Consider the following 17,061-nt stretch of genomic DNA (forward strand, 5'->3'; position numbering starts at 1 on the left):
CATTTTTCCTCCCTCTCCCCGTGGGAGAGGGCCGGGGTGAGGGCATCAGGCCGCACCGTCGTTCAACGCGACCTCCTGCCTGAACCGCCGCAATTCCACCAACGTCACCAGTAAGATCGCGCCAACCATCGCTAACACAAACCCGCTGCTGCTCGCCGACGCCACCGGGGTCATTATCGCCCCCATCCCGCCGAGGATCGCCGCGCCAATTGCATCGCCCGTCACGTTCTGCGCGGTCCACAGGCCGTTAATGCGCCCGAGCATCCCTTCCGGCGTCTGGGTCTGGATCAGGGTGTACTGTAAAAGCGAGCTGACCGCGCTCAGCCAGCCAAAAATCACCAGACACATCACCCCCAGCGCCCACACCGGCATCAGGCTGAAGAAACCAATCGCGATAAACGAGGCCAGCGTCGCCACCAGCATGATCAGCCCCGGTCTCGCGCTCTGCGCCAGGTTGCCGCTGGTCAGCGCCCCGCAGGCCGCACCGAGCGGAATGGCGGCGTACAGCACGCCAATCTCTGAGGCGCTCATCTGCCACTCGCCCGCCAGCGCCGGGTAAAGCACGCGCACGGCGCTCGCCATCGTCAGCAGGCCGCCGAGCAGCGCAATGCCGCCAATCAGCGGGTTGCTGAACAGAAAACGAATCGCGGCCATCAGGGACTTCAGCGGGTGCTCGCGCGGCTGCGGCGGCGGTGGCAGGAGCGGCAGACGCAGCAGCGTCAGGGTGGTGATAAAGGTTCCGGCTGCGGCAAGGCCGTAGTTCCACGCCACGTTGCCGGTCGCCAGCAGCAGACCGCCGACCATCGGCGAAATCACCGAGCCGAGGCGCACGGTGAGCATGGTGATCGCCCCCGCCTGCATCAGGTTCTCGCGCCCGACCAGCGCGGGCGTGGCCGCCAGCAGTGCCGTCACGCCTAACGAAGCAAAAAAGCCGTCCCACAATCCCAGCACGTAAATGGCCACCAGCGACGGCTCCGGCAGCATGGCGTTCAGACACAGCCCGACAAAGCCCACCCCGCAGGTGCCGCGCGCCAGCAGGATAAGCTTTTTACGCTCGTAGCGGTCCGCCAGCACGCCGCCCACCATCAGGCCGATAAACATCGCCCCGCCGGTTAAGGTGACGGATAGCCCTACCAGCCAGCTGGAGTGAGTCATGGTCTGGATTTGCACCGGTACGGCCACACCAAGCAGACCGAGGGACAAAATGGAGATAAAGCGAGCGATAAAAACGGCGCGATACGCCGGGTGTGTTTTGAGCAGGCTGAGGTTAAGCAGCCAGGATTTTTGATTCATGACAAAGCCTTGAGTCTATTTCTACCCATTCCATGGGCGCACATGCTAACATAGCCAAATAAGATAGATAACGATAATCACTATCATTATCAAATCATGGATGTTGCTATGTCGTTTTCCTCTTCTGCGGTGCGCGCCATTGCCGTGCCCGTATTATTGCTACTGCTAATCCTTGCGATTGCACTCAGCCTGCTGGTCGGCGCAAAACCGCTGCCCGCGTCCGTTATTGTCGATGCGATCTCCGGTACCTGTCAGAGCGCCGACTGCACCATCGTGCTCGACGCTCGCCTGCCCCGCACCCTTGCCGGCCTGCTGGCCGGTGGTGCGCTCGGCCTTGCCGGTGCCCTGATGCAAACCCTCACCCGCAACCCGCTGGCGGACCCTGGCATTCTCGGCGTGAACTCTGGTGCCAGTTTCGCCATTGTGCTCGGCGCGGCGCTGTTTGGTTTCACCTCTCCGTCTGAACAGCTGGTGATGGCCTTCTGCGGCGCGCTGGCCGCCTCGCTGGTGGTGGCGTTTACCGGCAGCCAGGGCGGCGGACAGCTCAGCCCGGTACGCTTAACGCTGGCGGGCGTAGCGCTCGCGGCGGTACTGGAAGGCTTGTCCAACGGCATCGCCCTGCTCAACCCGGACGTGTATGACCAACTGCGCTTCTGGCAGGCGGGTTCGCTGGATATTCGTACCCTTGAAACCTTAAAAGTGGTGGTGATCCCGGCGAGCGTCGCTGCCGCCGTGGCGCTCTGTTTAAGCCGGGCGCTGAACAGCCTGAGCCTCGGCAGTGACACCGCGACCGCCCTCGGCAACCGCGTGGCGCGTACGCAGCTGACGGGCCTGCTTGCCATCACCGTGCTGTGCGGCAGCGCGACCGCCGTAGTCGGCCCGATTGCCTTTATCGGCCTGATGATGCCGCACATGGCGCGCTGGCTGGTGGGGGCGGATCACCGCTGGTCGCTGCCGGTCACGCTGCTGGCGACCCCTGCCCTGCTGCTGTTTGCCGACGTGCTGGGCCGCCTGCTGGTGCCGGGCGAACTGCGTGTCTCGGTGGTCAGCGCCTTTATCGGCGCGCCGGTGCTGATCTTCCTGGTACGACGCAGACGCGGGGGTAGCGCATGATGGCCCCGTCCCGTCGTTTACTCACCAGCGTCGCCCTGCTGGTCGTCGCCAGTCTGCTGCTGGCGGTCTGGAGCCTGCAAAGCGGTGCCGTAACGCTTGATTTCGCGCAGGTCTTTCACGCTCTCACCGGCAGCGCGCCGCGTAACATCACCATGGTGGTCACTGAATGGCGACTGCCGCGCGTGGCAATGGCGATCCTGGTTGGCGCGGCGCTTGGCGTCAGCGGCGCGATATTCCAGTCGCTGATGCGTAACCCCCTCGGCAGCCCGGACGTGATGGGCCTGAATACCGGCGCGTGGAGCGGCGTGCTGGTGGCGATGGTGCTGTTCGGGCAGCATCTCACGGCCATTACCTTTACGGCGATGGCGGGCGGCATTCTCACCTCCCTGCTTATCTGGGCCCTGGCCTGGCGCAACGGCATCGACACCTTCCGCCTGATCATCATCGGGATCGGCATCCGCGCGATGCTGATGGCGTTTAACACCTGGCTTCTGCTACAGGCGTCGCTGGAAACCGCACTCTCCGCCGGGCTGTGGTACGCCGGTTCCCTCAACGGTCTGACGTGGGGAAAAACCTGGCCCGCCGCGCCGCTGATTATCCTGATGTTTATCGGCGCGTTGCTGCTGGTCAGGCGCATGCGGCTGCTGGAGATGGGCGACGACAGCGCCTGCGCGCTGGGCGTGAGCGTAGAGCGCTCGCGCCTGATGCTGATGCTGGTGGCGGTCTTGCTGACCGCAGCGTCTACCGCCATCGCCGGGCCGATCTCGTTTATTGCCCTTGTCGCGCCGCATATCGCGCGGCGACTTAGCGGCACCGCGCGCTGGGGATTAACCCAGGCGGCGCTGTGCGGTGCAGTATTACTGCTGGCCGCCGATCTCTGCGCCCAGCGGCTGTTTACGCCTTATCAACTGCCGGTGGGCGTGGTGACCGTCAGCCTCGGCGGGATTTACCTCATCGTCTTGCTCGTTCAGGAGTCACGCAAGAAATGACAGATTCAACCACCCGCTTGCGCGGCGAAAACTTGACCCTCGGCTACGGCAAAAAAATCATTGCCCGGGACTTATCCGTCGCCATTCCGGACGGCCACTTCACCGCCATTATCGGGCCAAACGGCTGCGGCAAATCAACATTGCTGCGCACGCTGAGCCGCCTGATGTCGCCGGTTGAGGGCAGCGTGTTCCTCGACGGGGAGCAGATCCAGCGCTTCGCCAGCAAAGAGGTGGCGCGCCGAATTGGCCTGCTGGCGCAAAACGCCACCACGCCGGGGGATATTACCGTGCAGGAGCTGGTCTCCCGCGGGCGCTATCCGCACCAGCCGCTGTTTACCCGCTGGCGCAAGGAGGACGACGAGGCCGTGAAGCGCGCGATGCAGGCGACGGGCATCACCGAGCTGGCCCAGCAAAGCGTCGATACCCTCTCCGGCGGACAGCGCCAGCGCGCGTGGATCGCAATGGTGCTGGCGCAGGAAACCTCGATCATGCTGCTGGACGAGCCGACGACCTGGCTGGATATCAGCCATCAGATTGACCTGCTGGAGCTGCTGAGCGAGCTGAACCGTACGCAGGGGTACACCCTGGCGGCGGTGTTGCACGACTTAAACCAGGCGTGCCGCTACGCGACGCATCTGATTGCGCTGCGCGACGGCGAGATTGTGGCGCAGGGCGCGCCGAAGGAGATTGTGACGCCAGAGCTGATCGCGCGGATCTACGGCATGCGCTGCATGATTATTGACGATCCGGTGGCGGGTACGCCGTTGGTGGTGCCGCTTGGAAAACGTGCGGTCTGATGCCCTCACCCCGGCCCTCTCCCACAGGGAGAGGGAGCAAACCATCCCCTCTCCCCGTGGGAGAGGGTTAGGGTGAGGGGCATTTGCACTATCCTAAAATTTCCTTCAGTACCGGCCCAATTTTCTCAAACGCCTGCGGTGAAATAATATCCACGTGGGCGCAGTCCTGGCTGTAGACCTCCAGCTCGCCCACCCACGGCGCCCACGCGGCCTGAGGATCCTGGGTTCGCGTTCGCTCGGCGACAAACAGCGTCGCTTTACCGTCAAAGCGCGCGCTGTGTGCGGTGGTGAGCAGCCGCACCGCGTCGGCGTAGTTGCCCTCAATGGCGTTAAACAGCTCGCTGGAGCCCTGCCCCTGCTGGGCGGCGATAAACGCCTGACGCTCGCGCTCGATCTCTGCCAGCACCGCCGGGTCGAGGCCGTTGGCCTCTTTCTCCGCCCAGTTCTGGGTTTCCGGCGGCCAGGTATCCAGCAGGCCGAGGAACGCCACCGCTTCACCCTGCTCGCGCAGGCGGGCCGCAATGCCCTGCGCCAGCGTGCCGCCGAGGGAATAGCCGAACAGGTAATACGGCCCCTGCGGCTGCTGCTTACGCAACGTGTTCAGATGATGTTCGATCACCCCATCGAGATCCGCGCACTGCTGCATCGGGCCGTTTGGCCGCGGCGACTGAATGCCGACGATGGACCAGCGCGGGCTGAGGTAGCGCGCCAGGACGCTAAACTGCCAGGCAAAGCCGGACGCCGGATGGAAGCAGAACAGCGTCGGGCCGTTGCTTTCACGCAGCGGCAGAAGGGTTTCATACCCCAGACGCTGCGCCTGCTCGTCGCTCATCTGCGAGTCCAGCAGGGCGCTAAGCTTGCTTACCGTCGAGGCGACCATAATCTGCCCCGGCGTGACCTTACGGCTGAACGCACGGCTGAGCTGAGCCGCGAGGCGCATCGCCAGCAGCGAGTGGCCGCCGAGGGCAAAGAAATCGGCCTCGATATCGTTCACCGCGCAGCCCAGCAGGGAAGAAAACGCCTGCGCCACGGCCACTTCGGTTTGCGTCTCAGGTGCGCGACCGGAAGTTCTGCTGGTCAGCTCCGGCAGCGGCAGCGCCTTGCGATCCAGCTTGCCGTTGGCGCTTAACGGCAGCGCGCTGATTTGCAGCAGCACCACCGGCACCATATGCGGTGGCAGCTGGGCTTTGAGTGATGCAAGCAGCGCGTCGCGGTCCAGCGGTAAGCCAGATTCAGAAACCACGTACCCCACCAGCTGGCGGGCATCGCCACCCGTCGCCGCTGCCTGGTTGAACACGCAGGCGTGCGCCACGGCCTGCGCCACGTCCGGCAGCGCAAGCATCGCCCGGTCGATTTCACCCAGCTCGATGCGCTGGCCGCGAATTTTTAGCTGGTCGTCGCTGCGGCCCAGATATTCCACCGCGCCGTTATCCAGCCAGCGGGCAACATCACCGGTGCGGTACATCCGCTCGCCCGGCGCGAACGGGTCGGCGATAAAGCGGCTGGCGGTAAGGTCGGGGCGTCCCAGATACCCCTGCGCCAGCTGGATGCCGGTGAGATACAGATCCCCCGCCACGCCGAACGGCACCGGGCGCATCATCGCATCCAGAATGCGCAGCCCCGTATTCCATACCGGGAAACCGATCGGCACGCTGTTGCCCTCCACCGCCGCCAGCTCGGGGCCGTACGCCGGATACCAGCTGACGTCCACCGCTGCTTCGGTCGGGCCATAGAGGTTGTGCAGCGGCGCATGGGTGAGCTGTTCCCACTCGCGACACAGCGCAGTCGGCAACGCCTCGCCGCTACAGAACACCTGCTTCAGCGTCCTGCAACAGTGGGCGTTTTCCGGCGTCAGCGAGGCGACGAACGCCGCCAGCATTGACGGCACGAAGTGGGTGGTGGTTACGCCATATTCTGCGAAGAAGCTCTGCATCGCCTGCGGATCGCGGTGCGCGTCCGGCTCGGCCATCACCAGCTTCGCCCCGGCGATAAACGGCCACCAGAACTCCCACACCGACACGTCAAAGCTGCACGGGGTTTTCTGCGCCACCACGTCATGCGCCGTCAGTGGATAATGATCCTGCATCCACTTCAGGCGGTTAACGATGGCGGTATGGCCGACCATCACCCCTTTTGGACGTCCCGTCGAACCGGAGGTAAAGATGATGTACGCGGTTTGCTCCGGCTTCGCCAGGCGCAGCGGTTCAGCACCCGAGGTCGGTAATAGTGTGTTGTAACTAAACGTCTCGACGGAGAGATCGCTAAAGCGCGGAAGCTGCTCGTCGGTGGTAATGAGCAGGGACGGCTTCGCGTCCTCGAGCATCATCCGCAGGCGATCGTCCGGGTAGCCGGTGTCGAGCGGCAGCCACGCGGCGCCCGCCTCCACAATGCCGTGCAAGGCTAACGTCAGGAACACCGAGCGCGGAAGCGCCACCGCCACGCTGTCGCCCGGCTTCACGCCGCGCGCGCGCAGCAGGTTTGCCAGCGCGACCACCTGCTCGCGCATCTGGCGGTAGTTCAGTTCAGTATGGGCATCCGCCAGCGCGGGGGCGTCCGGCGTTTTGCTCGCCTGCTCCGCGACCAGATCCGCCAGCGTGGTGGACGGCAGCGCCAGCCCGGTATCGTTAATGCGCGCCAGCCGGGCGTATTCCTGCTCTGATACGGTTTCCACGTCGCCACAGCGCAGGTCCGGGTTGGCGGCAAACTGCGTCAGCATTGCGTTCAGCCGCACCGCGTGACCCTTTAGCGTCGCCTCGTCGTAACGCTGCCCGTTGGCGAGGATCTCAATGCTCAGTCCGCCCTGCTCGTCCGGGAACAGCGCAAGCTCCAGATCGTTCACCGGGCCGGTCGCCAGCGTGTGGGTAATGGCCTCCACGCCGTCGATATCCAGCTGATAATCGAACACCTTGACGTTCAGCACCGGACCAAACAGGGCTTCATCGCCTGCGGCACGTCCGCTGTCGCGCACGATCTGTTCGGCGTCGTAACGCTGATGGCGACGCATCTTTTTCAGCTGGTTCGCCAGGCGCAGCGCCAGTTCCGGCAGGCTCTCGTGCGGGCGAATATTCACCGCCAGCGGCAGGACGTTGAGCACCGGTCCGGTCGCGGTCAGCGCGGCGGAGCCCATGCGGCGCATAAAGATAAACCCGGCGGCGTAGTCCAGCCGTCCGGTCAGGCGGCCCAGCCACAGCACCACCAGCGCAAGCGCCAGATCGGTACGCTGCGCCTGGCCTGCCATCTGTGCAAGCTGGCTGAAAGCACGTCCGTCCATCGCCATTTTCAGGCGCAGGATGTCGGTGGTGGCGGCGTGTCCAGGCAGGGGCGCGGAAGAGAGCGAGACCGGAGAAGGAAGCTGTTGGCGCTGTTCGGCCCAGAAAGCACCGTCGCGCTGATACGCCTCACTGTCGCGATAGCGCTGATACTCCTCCACCACCTCGGCGAACGGGGTAAACGGGGAGGCGGGCGCGGGTTCCCCTTTCTGCCACGCAGCGTAAATGGCGGCGATCTGACGCGTAATGGCCGGGAAACTGAAGCCATCTACCACCAGATGATGATACCGCTGATACCAGTACCAGTGGCTTTCTCCCACCTGGATCAGCTGGTGAAACGCCAGCGGCAGACCGCTGTCGACGCGCAGGTTCTGGTTGAGATCGGCCTCCATCAGCGCCACGGCGGCGTCGTGGGAGTCAACGCGCACGATGGACGGCTCCGGCAGGAGCATGGCCTCATCGATCCACTGCCACACCTCACCGTTATCTTCGGCAAAACGCATCCGCAGGGTGTCGGCCTGCATCATGCCTTCAGCGATGGCTTTTGCCAGCAATGGCGCATCGATAGCGCCTTTCAGCTCGGTATAGTGCGCGACGCTCCAGGCGTTTGGCAGGGAGGAAAGCTGCTCTGCCATCCAAATCCCCGGCTGGGCGGCGACAAGAGGGAGACGGTTCATGCGCGCTCCCCCGCAAAATAAAACGGCTCAAGCGTCTGCCACTGTTCCGCCAGCCACTGCTGGCACGCCTCCTGAGATTGCGGTTCGCAGACCACGCGCCAGCCCGCGGGCAACTCGCACTGCTGCGGCCACAGGCTGTACTGCCCCTGGTCATTTTGCAAAATGGCGAACTGTCCCTGCGGATTATCGAAAGGATTGCTGAATTCCATACAGACTCCGTTATTGAATAAGCGGCTGCCAGAGGGTCATCAGCCCCTGCGTCAGCCCACCGCGCCAGCAAAGCGCATCGTGTCCGCCGTCAACCTGACGCCAGAAAACCGGTTGCTGAGTGTGTAGTTCGGCGAAGATCGCCTGGTTGGCGCGCAAAATAAGCGGCTCGTTGCGCCCGGCCTCAAGGACAATGCGCAGCCCGCGAGCGGTTTTTTCACCCGCTTTGAGTTGTTCGATGAGCAGCCCGTCCTGCTGCGCGCCGCGGTGCGGCCACCAGTAGGATCCGGACTGGCTGAGGATGCAGCCAAAACGCTGCGGCCAGTTGAGGCCCGCATAGAGGGAAGAGAGTCCGCCGAAGCTCTGACCCGCCACCACGGTATGGTCGGCGCGGTCGCTGAACGGGGCCATGCTTTTCACTTGCGGGAGAAGTTCTTCCTGCACTGCCAGCCAGAAATCAGGGTTGCACGGCAGCTCGCGGCTGCGGTGTGCGGTGTCAATGACGTCAATTAAGACATAAACCGCAGGCGGCAGTTTGCCTTCATGGGTGAGCGACGCCAGAGCAGGCCAGACGGGCATGCTTTCGGCCCAGAACTGCCCGTCAAGGAGCACCGCCAGCGGGCGCTCGGGGCTTTCATCCCCGGTGGTAAAAATCCACACGCGACGACGGTTCTTCAGACGCGCGCTGTGCCAATCAATACAGACAGGCTTATTGTAAGGGGTATCGGGATGGTTCCAGCCGGGCTGTACGGGCGCCTCCGGCATCTCCAGCGCCGAGACGGCGTGCCCGCGCCCGCCGCGCCAGCTTTGCGGATTCAGCGGGTCGGACACCGCGTGCGGCAACAGTTTACGCCAGCCTTCGCGCAGCGCCATGCGGTCCGGCTGCTCGCCTTCAAACACTGCATCGGCAAAATCGTTTTCGTTATCGGAGGGGATAAAACAGTAGCTGCCGCGCCATTCGGGGCTGAACTCGCCCTGCCACTGCCAGACGTCGGTATCCGGGACACGTTCAAGGGATTGCGGACGGGCATTTTGATGGTGATCGGTCACGCCGGTGACGTAGAGCCAGACGCGTTTCACCGTCGAGGTTTTCTGCGTTCCCGCCGGGTCCCGCCACCAGAATGTCACGCGATAGTTTTCCTGATGACGTTCCCGTTCCGGCCCGTTTTTCGCCTGCCACCACGCTTCACTTCCGGTTGTTAACACCGTCACCCTTATAACCCCATGTTTAACAGTCTTTTTTGTTTCAGAGCAAATTTTATTGATAATATTATTGATAACTATTTGCATTTGCAATAGCGTAATGCCCGCGCTGTGGGAAGCGCGCTCATTAAATAACCATAAAAGCGGGACGTACAATGAATAAGAAGATTCACTCTCTGGCCTTGCTGGTCAATTTAGGGATTTATGGTGTCGCGCTGCCCGCCATGGCAGACGACAACACCGCCTCCGCGCAGCACGAAGACACCATGGTGATCACTGCCGCCGAGCAGAATTTGCAGGCGCCGGGCGTGTCGACCATCACCGCCGATGAGATCCGCAAAAACCCGCCAGCGCGCGACGTGGCGGAAATCATCCGCACCATGCCGGGCGTTAACCTGACCGGCAACTCCACCAGCGGCCAGCGCGGGAACAACCGTCAGATTGACATTCGCGGCATGGGCCCGGAAAACACCCTGATCCTGATCGACGGCAAGCCGGTCACCAGCCGCAACTCCATCCGTCTGGGCTGGCGCGGCGAGCGTGATACCCGCGGCGATACCGGCTGGGTCCCGCCGGAGATGATCGAGCGCATCGAAGTGATCCGTGGCCCGGCTGCTGCCCGCTACGGTAATGGTGCGGCGGGCGGCGTGGTGAACATCATCACCAAAAAATTTGACGACCAGTGGCACGGCTCCTGGAACACCTACCTGAACGCGCCAGAGCATAAAGACGAAGGTTCCACCAAACGCACCAACTTCAGCCTGAGCGGCCCGCTGGGCGGGGATTTCAGCTTCCGCATGTACGGTAACCTGGATAAAACCCAGGCCGACGCCTGGGACATTAACCAGGGTCACCAGTCTGACCGCACGGGCGCTTACGCCAACACCCTGCCCGCAGGCCGTGAAGGTGTGGAAAATAAAGACATCAACGGCGTGGTGCGCTGGGACTTCGCGCCGATGCAGTCGCTGGAGTTTGAAGCGGGCTACAGCCGCCAGAACAACCTGTATGCGGGCGACACGCAGAACACCAACAACGACAACGCGCTGGTGAAGAAGAACTACGGTAAAGAGACTAACCGTATCTATCGTCAGAACTTCGCCGTGACCTGGAACGGCGGCTGGGATAACGGCATCACCACCAGCAACTGGGCGCAGTACGAGCACACCCGCAACTCTCGTCTGGGTGAAGGGTTGGCGGGCGGTCTGGAAGGCCTGTTCAACAGCAATAAATTCACCGATACCGATCTGGCCGACGTGATGCTGCACAGCGAAATCAACCTGCCGATTGATTTCATTGTGAACCAGAACCTGACGCTCGGCACCGAGTGGAACCAGCAGCGCATGAAGGACTCAACCTCCTTTACACAAACCCAGCAGGGGGGCCCCATCCCGGGCATGAGCGAAGATCGTAGCCCGTACACGTCAGCGGAGATCTTCTCCCTGTTTGCCGAAAACAACATGGAGCTGACCGACAGCACCATGCTGACCCCTGCCCTGCGCTTCGACCACCATACTATTGTGGGTAATAACTGGAGCCCGTCCCTGAACCTGTCGCAAGGTCTGGGGGATGACTTCACCCTGAAGATGGGCATCGCGCGCGCCTATAAAGCGCCAAGCCTGTATCAGACCAACCCGAACTACCTGCTGTACAGTAAAGGCCAGGGCTGCTACGCCAGCTCCGACGGCGTGGGCTGCTACATGATGGGTAACGACGATCTGAAAGCGGAAACCAGTATCAACAAAGAGATTGGCCTGGAGTGGAAACGCGACGGCTGGCTGGCTGGCGTGACCTGGTTCCGCAACGACTATCGCAACAAGATTGAAGCGGGCTACGCGCCGATTGGCCAGACGTCCACCGGCAAAGTCACCACCGACATCTACCAGTGGGAAAACGTGCCGAAGGCGGTAGTGGAAGGTCTGGAAGGCTCCCTGAACGTGCCGGTCAGCGACACCATCAACTGGACCAACAACATCACCTACATGCTGCAAAGTAAGAACAAGGAGACCGGCGATCGTCTGTCGATCATCCCGGAGTATACGCTGAACTCTAACCTGAGCTGGCAGGTACGTCAGGATGTCTCATTGCAGTCGACCTTCACCTGGTACGGCAAGCAGCAGCCGAAGAAGTACAACTACAAAGGTCAGCCGGTGACCGGGTCTGAGAAAGACGAAGTCAGCCCCTACAGCATCGTTGGCCTGAGCGCGACCTGGGACGTGACCAAAAACGTCAGCCTGACCGGCGGCGTGGACAACGTCTTCGACAAGCGCCAGTGGCGCGCGGGTAACGCCCAGACCACGGGTAATACCACGACGGGTGCGTATATGTACGGCGCGGGTGCGTATACGTATAATGAACCGGGTCGCACCTGGTACATGAGCGTAAATACGAGGTTCTGATACAGGCAGTGACTTCCCCCTCTCCCTGTGGGAGAGGGCCGGGTTGAGGGCGAGGTAAAAGCAAAACGGCAACCCCGTTGCCGTTTTTAGTGTTTGCTCCCTCTCCCTGTGGGAGAGGGCCGGGGTGAGGGCATCAGGCCGCACAATACAGAAGGAAAACCATGCACACCACCCACAGCACATTTTCTCTCGCTGGCCACACCCTCCACCGCATCACCTTCGACCCCACCACCTTTACGGACGCCGATCTCCTCTGGCTCCCCCACCACGCCCAGTTGGCTAACGCCGGACGTAAACGCAAGGCTGACCACCTCGCAGGACGCATCGCCGCCGCGCACGCCTTGCCTGACCACACCGTTCCCGCCATCGGCCCCAGCGGGGAACCGCTCTGGCCGCAAGGAATTTCCGGCAGCATCACCCACAGCGGCACGCAGGCGATAGCCGTCGTCACGCAATACCCGGCGCTTATCGGCATCGATTGTGAAACGATCCTCTCCGAAAACGAAGCCAGGGAAATCAAAGACGGCATCATTGATACACAGGAAGAACCTGTGCTTTCCCGCATGGGATACCCGTTCGCCCTCGCCCTGACGCTGGTCTTCAGCGCCAAAGAGAGCCTGTTTAAGGCCCTCTTTCCGCAGGTACAGGCCTGGATGGGTTTTGACTGCGCCCGCGTTACCAAGCTCGACGACAAGACGCTCACGCTGGCGTTGACCCGTCAACTGGCAGGCTTTGAGGAAGGCACCGCCTTCCCCCTGCACTGGCAGCAGCACGGCGAACAGGTCATCACTCTGCTGTCACACGCTCCTGGCGACGAGCCTTCACGCTGGTCACCACAAACGTCACGATAAACACCATCGCGAACAGGACCACAATGGTCGGCGCAGGCGCGCTGTCGAGATAAAACGAGGCATAAACGCCGCTTACCGACACCAGCGCTGAAACGGCGACCGCCACCAGCAGCGCCATGTGAAAGCGTCGGGTAATCAGCACCGCCACCGCGCCGGGGGCAATCAGCAGGGAAATCGACAGAATGATCCCCACCGCTTTCAGCGTCGCGACGATGGTCAGCGAAACCATGCACAGTAAGCCGTAGTGCAGCCAGCGGGTGCGCAGGCCACTCGCCTGCGCCTGCTGATAGTCAAAGCAGAACAGCAGAAAATCGCGCCACTTCAGGCCAATCACCAGCGCAATCATCCCCGCGACGAGACCGCTTTGCAGAATGTCCATCCCGTTAATACCCAGCATATCGCCAAACAGAATGTGGTCGAGATGCACCTCAGGTTTGACAGCGATATAGAGGATCAGCCCGGCGCCGAACATGCCGGAAAAGACGATCCCCATGACCGTATCCTGTTTGATGCGGCTGTTATCCTTCAGGTATCCGGTGGCGACCGCGCAGAACAGACCGGCCACGAACGCGCCCAGCGCCAGCGGCAGGCCCATCATCCAGGCCAGCACGACGCCGGGAAACACCGCGTGGCTCATGGCGTCGCCCATCAACGCCCAGCCTTTCAGCACCAGAAAAACCGACAGCAGCGCGCAGGGCACGGCCACCAGGAGTGAAATCAGCAGCGCGTTGTTCATAAACGCAAACTGGAAGGGTTCGAGGAGCAGCGTCATCATGGGTGTGCCTCCCGCGCCCGACGACGGCTGGCAAGCAGTCCGTGCTTCGGCGCAAAGACGAACGCCAGCAGGAACAGCAGCGTCTGGGCGACCACGATAATGCCGCCGGTGGCGCCGTCCAGGTAATAGCTGGCCCACGCGCCGAGGAAGCTGGTGATGCTGCCAATGGCGACGGCAATCATCAGCAGGCGCGGGAAGCGATCGGTCAGCAGCCACGCGGTCGCGCCAGGCGTGACCACCAGACAGATCACCAGAAACGCGCCGACGGTTTGCAGCGCCGCCACGGTAGAGACCGCCAGCAGCGTGAAGAAGAGAATTTTCAGGCGTTCAGGACGCAGGCCGATGGCGCGGGCGTGGTTCTCATCAAAAAAGGTCACCATCAGATCTTTCCATTTGAACAGCAGGATAACTATCGACACCACGCCGATAATCGCCAGCTGGACGATATCTTCCGGGGCGATAGCCAGAATATTGCCGAGGACGATGGTCTGAATGTTCACCGAGGTCGGGTTGAGCGAGACCATAAACAGCCCCAGCCCGAAAAACGAGGAGAAGATCAGCCCGATAATGGCGTCCTCCTTCAGGCGGCTGCGCTGGTTGAGAAACAGCATGCTGCCCGCCGCCAGCCCGCCCGATAAAAACGCCCCCAGCGAGAACGGCAGCCCGAGCATGTAAGCGCCCGCTACGCCCGGCACGATGGAGTGCGACAGCGCATCGCCGATCAGCGACCAGCCTTTAAGCATCAGATAGCAGGAGAGAAACGCGCACAGCCCGCCCACCATCGCCGAGACCCACATCGCGTTGAGCATGTACTCGTAGCCGAAGGGTTCGAGAAGCGCGTTCATTTGGCCTCCTGTCGGTGCGCCACGAAGGGGCGTTCGTCGTCGGTAATAATGCGATCTTCCGAGCCGCTGAGCACCACGTGGCGCAGCACGCCGCTGAAGGCGCGCTCAAGATTCTCGGCGGTAAAGGTGATATCCGTCGGGCCGCTCGCCAGCACGGTGCCTTTGACCATCACCGTGTAATCGCAGAATTCCGTGACCGAGCCCAGATTGTGGGTCGAGACCAGCATCGTTTTACCCTCGTCGCGCAGCTCCCGCAGCAGGCTGATGATCCTGGCTTCGGTTTTGACGTCCACGCCGGTAAACGGCTCGTCGAGCAGGATCACCTCGCCCTGCTGGGCAATCGCACGGGCCAGAAACACGCGCTTCTTCTGCCCGCCGGACAGCTCGCCAATCTGCCGATGACGCAGCTCGAGCATATCCACACGCTTCAGGGCGTCGGTGACGATCTGCTTATCGCATTCTTTGGGACGACGCAGAAACCCCATATGCCCGTAGCGGCCCATCATCACCACGTCCTCGACGAGCACCGGAAACGACCAGTCGACCTCTTCCGACTGCGGCACGTAGGCGACCAGGTTCTGACGCAGCGCCCGGTGAGGCGGCAGCCCCAGAATGGAGATAGTGCCGCTCGCCGCCCGCACAAACCCCATCACCGCCTTAAACAGCGTGGACTTGCCGGAACCGTTCACCCCCACCAGGGCAGCAATCGATCCGCCCGGCACGCTGAACGACGCGTCGCGCAGCGCCGTGTGGCCATTGCGGTAGGTCACGGTCACGTCGGTTACAACAATACCTTTCTGCATGATTACTCCTTCATCCCGTCGCGGATGCCCTGCACCAGCGTGCGGGTGGTGACGTTCAGCAGATCGATATAGGTTGGCACCGGGCCGTTTTCCGCGCTCAGAGAGTCGACGTACAGCACGCCGCCATAGTGGGCGCCGGTTTCACGCGCCACCTGACGGGCGGGCTTATCCGAGACCGTGCTTTCGCTGAACACCGCCGGAATGTGATGTTTTTTCACCAGATCGATAACCTTGCGCACCTGCTGGGGCGTGCCCTGCTGATCGGCGTTGATCGGCCACAGGTAAAGCTCCTTCAGGCCCAAATCCCGCGCCTGATAGGAAAAAGCCCCTTCGCTGGTCACCATCCAGCGTTTGTCTTCCGGTATCTCCGCGACCTGCTTGCGCAGCGGTTCGAGAGTGGCGGTGATCTTCTGCTTGTAAGCATCAGCGTTGCGCTGATACGTCTGTGCGTTGGCCGGATCGTACTTCACCAGCGCGTCGCGGATGTTATCGACGTAAATCAGGGCGTTGTCCGGCGACATCCACGCGTGCGGATTGGGCTTGCCGTTATAGGGCCCTTCGCTGATGCCCATCGGGGTGATGCCTTTGGTGACAATCACCTCCGGCACACCGTTCAGATGCTGATAAAAGCGCTGGAACCACAGCTCCAGATTCATGCCGTTCGCCAGGATCAGCTGTGCCTTCTGTGCGCGTTTGATATCGCCCGGGGTGGGCTGGTATTCGTGAATTTCCGCGCCCGGTTTGGTGATGGAGGTGACCTCTGCGGCATCCCCCGCCACGTTTTTCGCCATATCAGCGATAACGGTAAAAGTGGTGATGACCTGGAACTTTTCAGCCGCCAGCGCGCCCGTGGTGGTCGCGGTCATGAGCAGCGCGCCGAGCAACAGACGCTTCAATCCTTGCCGTGGATGCATCGCAGAAGTCTCCTGAGGTGATTAAAATCAAAGCAAAATTAGCCTGTGCTATAAGGTATAGCACAGGCTATATTTAAATGAAAATAATTATCATTAAAGTTGTGTCAACGGAGGGAGAGCCTGATGGCGCTTCGCTTATCAGGCCTACGGTAAAGCAGTTTTGGAGTTTTGTAGGCCGGGTAAGCGCAGCGCCACCCGGCATAAGGGCGACTCACTGCCCGGCAAGTGCCTTATAAAATGCAGGATTCTCCCGAATCACATTAAGTACCTTCGCCGCCAGCCCGGTTGGGTTGCGACGTTTAGACTCCCAGCTCTTTATCGTATCGACGCTCGTGCCAAGCGCCTTCGCCATTTCGCTTTGCGTGATATTGAGCTGCTCTCTGATGGCGCGCACATCAGCAACTTCATAGCGGGTTACCCGGGAAGCGGCTTTTCTTCCGTTATGGATCTGAACGGCCTCTTCAAGCGAAGATTTTAATTCATTAAAAATACTCATTATCAGCCTCCACCTGCCTGATTAGGGTACATAGTACACCTCAAATTTACGGCACTGGAAGCAGTATTTTTCAGAATGGAAGTCAGCTTTTTAAGTTCTGCTTTCTCTGTCTCTGTCAGGCTGTCCTTTATGCATTTTGGATAGGCCATAATGAAATAGATCACCTCCTCTGTGGCAAGAAAGTAAATCACTCTGATCCCCCCTCTCTTTCCCTTTGAGCCTGCCGCCATCCTTATTTTACGTAACCCCCCCGTCTGCTGGATCAGGTCACCTTTATCAGGCCAGGCAATAAGTTCCTTTTGCAGATCCTTTAATTCATCATCCGTAGCAATGCTTTTAATCTGTCGGGTAAAGAGTGATGTTTCGATAAACTCTATCGCATGACTCATCCATAGTTCCTTCCCTAAACGCAGCAAAAGCCCGAATGCTTCAG

15 protein-coding genes are annotated in these 17,061 nt (G+C 61.3%); 5 read left to right on the forward strand and 10 right to left on the reverse strand.

The features are described 5' to 3' along the window. Window positions 1-45: 45 nt before the first annotated feature. On the reverse strand, window positions 46-1,293 hold the full coding sequence (entS, locus tag AM329_RS11045; protein WP_032608821.1) for an enterobactin transporter EntS: 1,248 nt from the start codon (window positions 1,291-1,293) through the stop codon (window positions 46-48). A gap of 108 nt (window positions 1,294-1,401) precedes the next feature. On the opposite strand from entS, the gene fepD reads away from it, so the two are divergent. Genes fepD through fepC form a run of 3 tightly spaced genes read left to right on the forward strand, consistent with a single transcriptional unit; the run spans window position 1,402 to window position 4,192 of the window. Continuing rightward, window positions 1,402-2,406 (forward strand): Fe(3+)-siderophore ABC transporter permease, encoded by a 1,005-nt coding sequence (gene fepD / locus AM329_RS11050; RefSeq protein WP_032608820.1) that lies wholly within the window; start codon window positions 1,402-1,404, stop codon window positions 2,404-2,406. Next, on the forward strand, window positions 2,406-3,395 hold the full coding sequence (gene fepG / locus AM329_RS11055; protein WP_026080545.1) for an iron-enterobactin ABC transporter permease: 990 nt from the start codon (window positions 2,406-2,408) through the stop codon (window positions 3,393-3,395). Before fepD ends, fepG begins: the two co-directional genes overlap by 1 nt. After that, window positions 3,392-4,192: an iron-enterobactin ABC transporter ATP-binding protein gene (fepC, locus tag AM329_RS11060; protein ID WP_032608819.1), complete on the forward strand. Its 801-nt coding sequence runs from the start codon at window positions 3,392-3,394 to the stop codon at window positions 4,190-4,192. Before fepG ends, fepC begins: the two co-directional genes overlap by 4 nt. A gap of 88 nt (window positions 4,193-4,280) precedes the next feature. Here the strand turns inward: fepC and entF are convergent, their stop codons facing one another. Genes entF through fes form a run of 3 tightly spaced genes read right to left on the reverse strand, consistent with a single transcriptional unit; the run spans window position 4,281 to window position 9,557 of the window. Next, the gene (gene entF, locus AM329_RS11065) at window positions 4,281-8,138 is read right to left on the reverse strand and encodes an enterobactin non-ribosomal peptide synthetase EntF (protein WP_032608818.1); all 3,858 of its coding nucleotides are present in this window, start codon (window positions 8,136-8,138) and stop codon (window positions 4,281-4,283) included. Next, on the reverse strand, window positions 8,135-8,347 hold the full coding sequence (locus AM329_RS11070) for an MbtH family NRPS accessory protein (RefSeq protein WP_003858806.1): 213 nt from the start codon (window positions 8,345-8,347) through the stop codon (window positions 8,135-8,137). The genes entF and AM329_RS11070 overlap by 4 nt, the downstream gene beginning before the upstream one ends. A 10-nt stretch (window positions 8,348-8,357) precedes the next feature. Further along, on the reverse strand, window positions 8,358-9,557 hold the full coding sequence (gene fes, locus AM329_RS11075) for an enterochelin esterase (protein WP_032608817.1): 1,200 nt from the start codon (window positions 9,555-9,557) through the stop codon (window positions 8,358-8,360). A gap of 146 nt (window positions 9,558-9,703) precedes the next feature. On the opposite strand from fes, the gene AM329_RS11080 reads away from it, so the two are divergent. Together AM329_RS11080 and entD are read left to right on the forward strand one after the other, a co-directional pair. Continuing rightward, entirely contained in the window at window positions 9,704-11,944 is a 2,241-nt protein-coding gene (locus AM329_RS11080; protein WP_032608815.1) for a TonB-dependent siderophore receptor, read from the forward strand. A 161-nt stretch (window positions 11,945-12,105) separates the two neighbouring features. After that, window positions 12,106-12,795 (forward strand): enterobactin synthase subunit EntD, encoded by a 690-nt coding sequence (gene entD / locus AM329_RS11085; protein ID WP_032608813.1) that lies wholly within the window; start codon window positions 12,106-12,108, stop codon window positions 12,793-12,795. Here the strand turns inward: entD and AM329_RS11090 are convergent. The 6 genes from AM329_RS11090 to AM329_RS11115 form a co-directional block, all read right to left on the reverse strand. After that, window positions 12,731-13,570, reverse strand: coding sequence for a metal ABC transporter permease (locus AM329_RS11090; RefSeq protein ID WP_003858815.1), 840 nt, complete (start codon window positions 13,568-13,570; stop codon window positions 12,731-12,733). The two genes, entD and AM329_RS11090, sit on opposite strands and share 65 nt — an antisense overlap. Beyond that, the gene (gene sitC / locus AM329_RS11095) at window positions 13,567-14,415 is read right to left on the reverse strand and encodes an iron/manganese ABC transporter permease subunit SitC (protein WP_022647369.1); all 849 of its coding nucleotides are present in this window, start codon (window positions 14,413-14,415) and stop codon (window positions 13,567-13,569) included. Before sitC ends, AM329_RS11090 begins: the two co-directional genes overlap by 4 nt. After that, a complete protein-coding gene (gene sitB / locus AM329_RS11100; protein WP_022650559.1) occupies window positions 14,412-15,218 on the reverse strand; it encodes an iron/manganese ABC transporter ATP-binding protein SitB in 807 nt (268 codons plus the stop codon). Before sitB ends, sitC begins: the two co-directional genes overlap by 4 nt. A 2-nt stretch (window positions 15,219-15,220) precedes the next feature. Beyond that, window positions 15,221-16,132, reverse strand: coding sequence for an iron/manganese ABC transporter substrate-binding protein SitA (gene sitA / locus AM329_RS11105; RefSeq protein WP_032608811.1), 912 nt, complete (start codon window positions 16,130-16,132; stop codon window positions 15,221-15,223). Window positions 16,133-16,343: 211 nt separating this feature from the next. Beyond that, window positions 16,344-16,628, reverse strand: a complete 285-nt coding sequence (nadS, locus tag AM329_RS11110) for a NadS family protein (RefSeq protein ID WP_032608809.1) — start codon at window positions 16,626-16,628, stop codon at window positions 16,344-16,346. A gap of 2 nt (window positions 16,629-16,630) precedes the next feature. After that, window positions 16,631-17,017, reverse strand: coding sequence for a type II toxin-antitoxin system RelE/ParE family toxin (locus AM329_RS11115; protein ID WP_032610190.1), 387 nt, complete (start codon window positions 17,015-17,017; stop codon window positions 16,631-16,633). Window positions 17,018-17,061: the final 44 nt, after the last annotated feature.

It is taken from the genome of Enterobacter cloacae complex sp. AR_0002 (assembly GCF_001922365.1).
Lineage (GTDB): Bacteria > Pseudomonadota > Gammaproteobacteria > Enterobacterales > Enterobacteriaceae > Enterobacter > Enterobacter hormaechei_C.

What these genes read in the sequence shown, in the direction of transcription:
- sitB (WP_022650559.1), bottom strand. Translation starts at nt 15,218, where the DNA reads ATGCAGAAAGGTATTGTTGTAACCGACGTGACCGTGACCTACCGCAAT.
- fepD (WP_032608820.1), top strand. Translation starts at nt 1,402, where the DNA reads ATGTCGTTTTCCTCTTCTGCGGTGCGCGCCATTGCCGTGCCCGTATTA.
- entD (WP_032608813.1), top strand. Translation starts at nt 12,106, where the DNA reads ATGCACACCACCCACAGCACATTTTCTCTCGCTGGCCACACCCTCCAC.
- sitA (WP_032608811.1), bottom strand. Translation starts at nt 16,132, where the DNA reads ATGCATCCACGGCAAGGATTGAAGCGTCTGTTGCTCGGCGCGCTGCTC.
- AM329_RS11090 (WP_003858815.1), bottom strand. Translation starts at nt 13,570, where the DNA reads ATGATGACGCTGCTCCTCGAACCCTTCCAGTTTGCGTTTATGAACAAC.
- entF (WP_032608818.1), bottom strand. Translation starts at nt 8,138, where the DNA reads ATGAACCGTCTCCCTCTTGTCGCCGCCCAGCCGGGGATTTGGATGGCA.
- fepC (WP_032608819.1), top strand. Translation starts at nt 3,392, where the DNA reads ATGACAGATTCAACCACCCGCTTGCGCGGCGAAAACTTGACCCTCGGC.
- AM329_RS11080 (WP_032608815.1), top strand. Translation starts at nt 9,704, where the DNA reads ATGAATAAGAAGATTCACTCTCTGGCCTTGCTGGTCAATTTAGGGATT.
- AM329_RS11070 (WP_003858806.1), bottom strand. Translation starts at nt 8,347, where the DNA reads ATGGAATTCAGCAATCCTTTCGATAATCCGCAGGGACAGTTCGCCATT.
- fepG (WP_026080545.1), top strand. Translation starts at nt 2,406, where the DNA reads ATGGCCCCGTCCCGTCGTTTACTCACCAGCGTCGCCCTGCTGGTCGTC.
- AM329_RS11115 (WP_032610190.1), bottom strand. Translation starts at nt 17,017, where the DNA reads ATGAGTCATGCGATAGAGTTTATCGAAACATCACTCTTTACCCGACAG.
- entS (WP_032608821.1), bottom strand. Translation starts at nt 1,293, where the DNA reads ATGAATCAAAAATCCTGGCTGCTTAACCTCAGCCTGCTCAAAACACAC.
- sitC (WP_022647369.1), bottom strand. Translation starts at nt 14,415, where the DNA reads ATGAACGCGCTTCTCGAACCCTTCGGCTACGAGTACATGCTCAACGCG.
- nadS (WP_032608809.1), bottom strand. Translation starts at nt 16,628, where the DNA reads ATGAGTATTTTTAATGAATTAAAATCTTCGCTTGAAGAGGCCGTTCAG.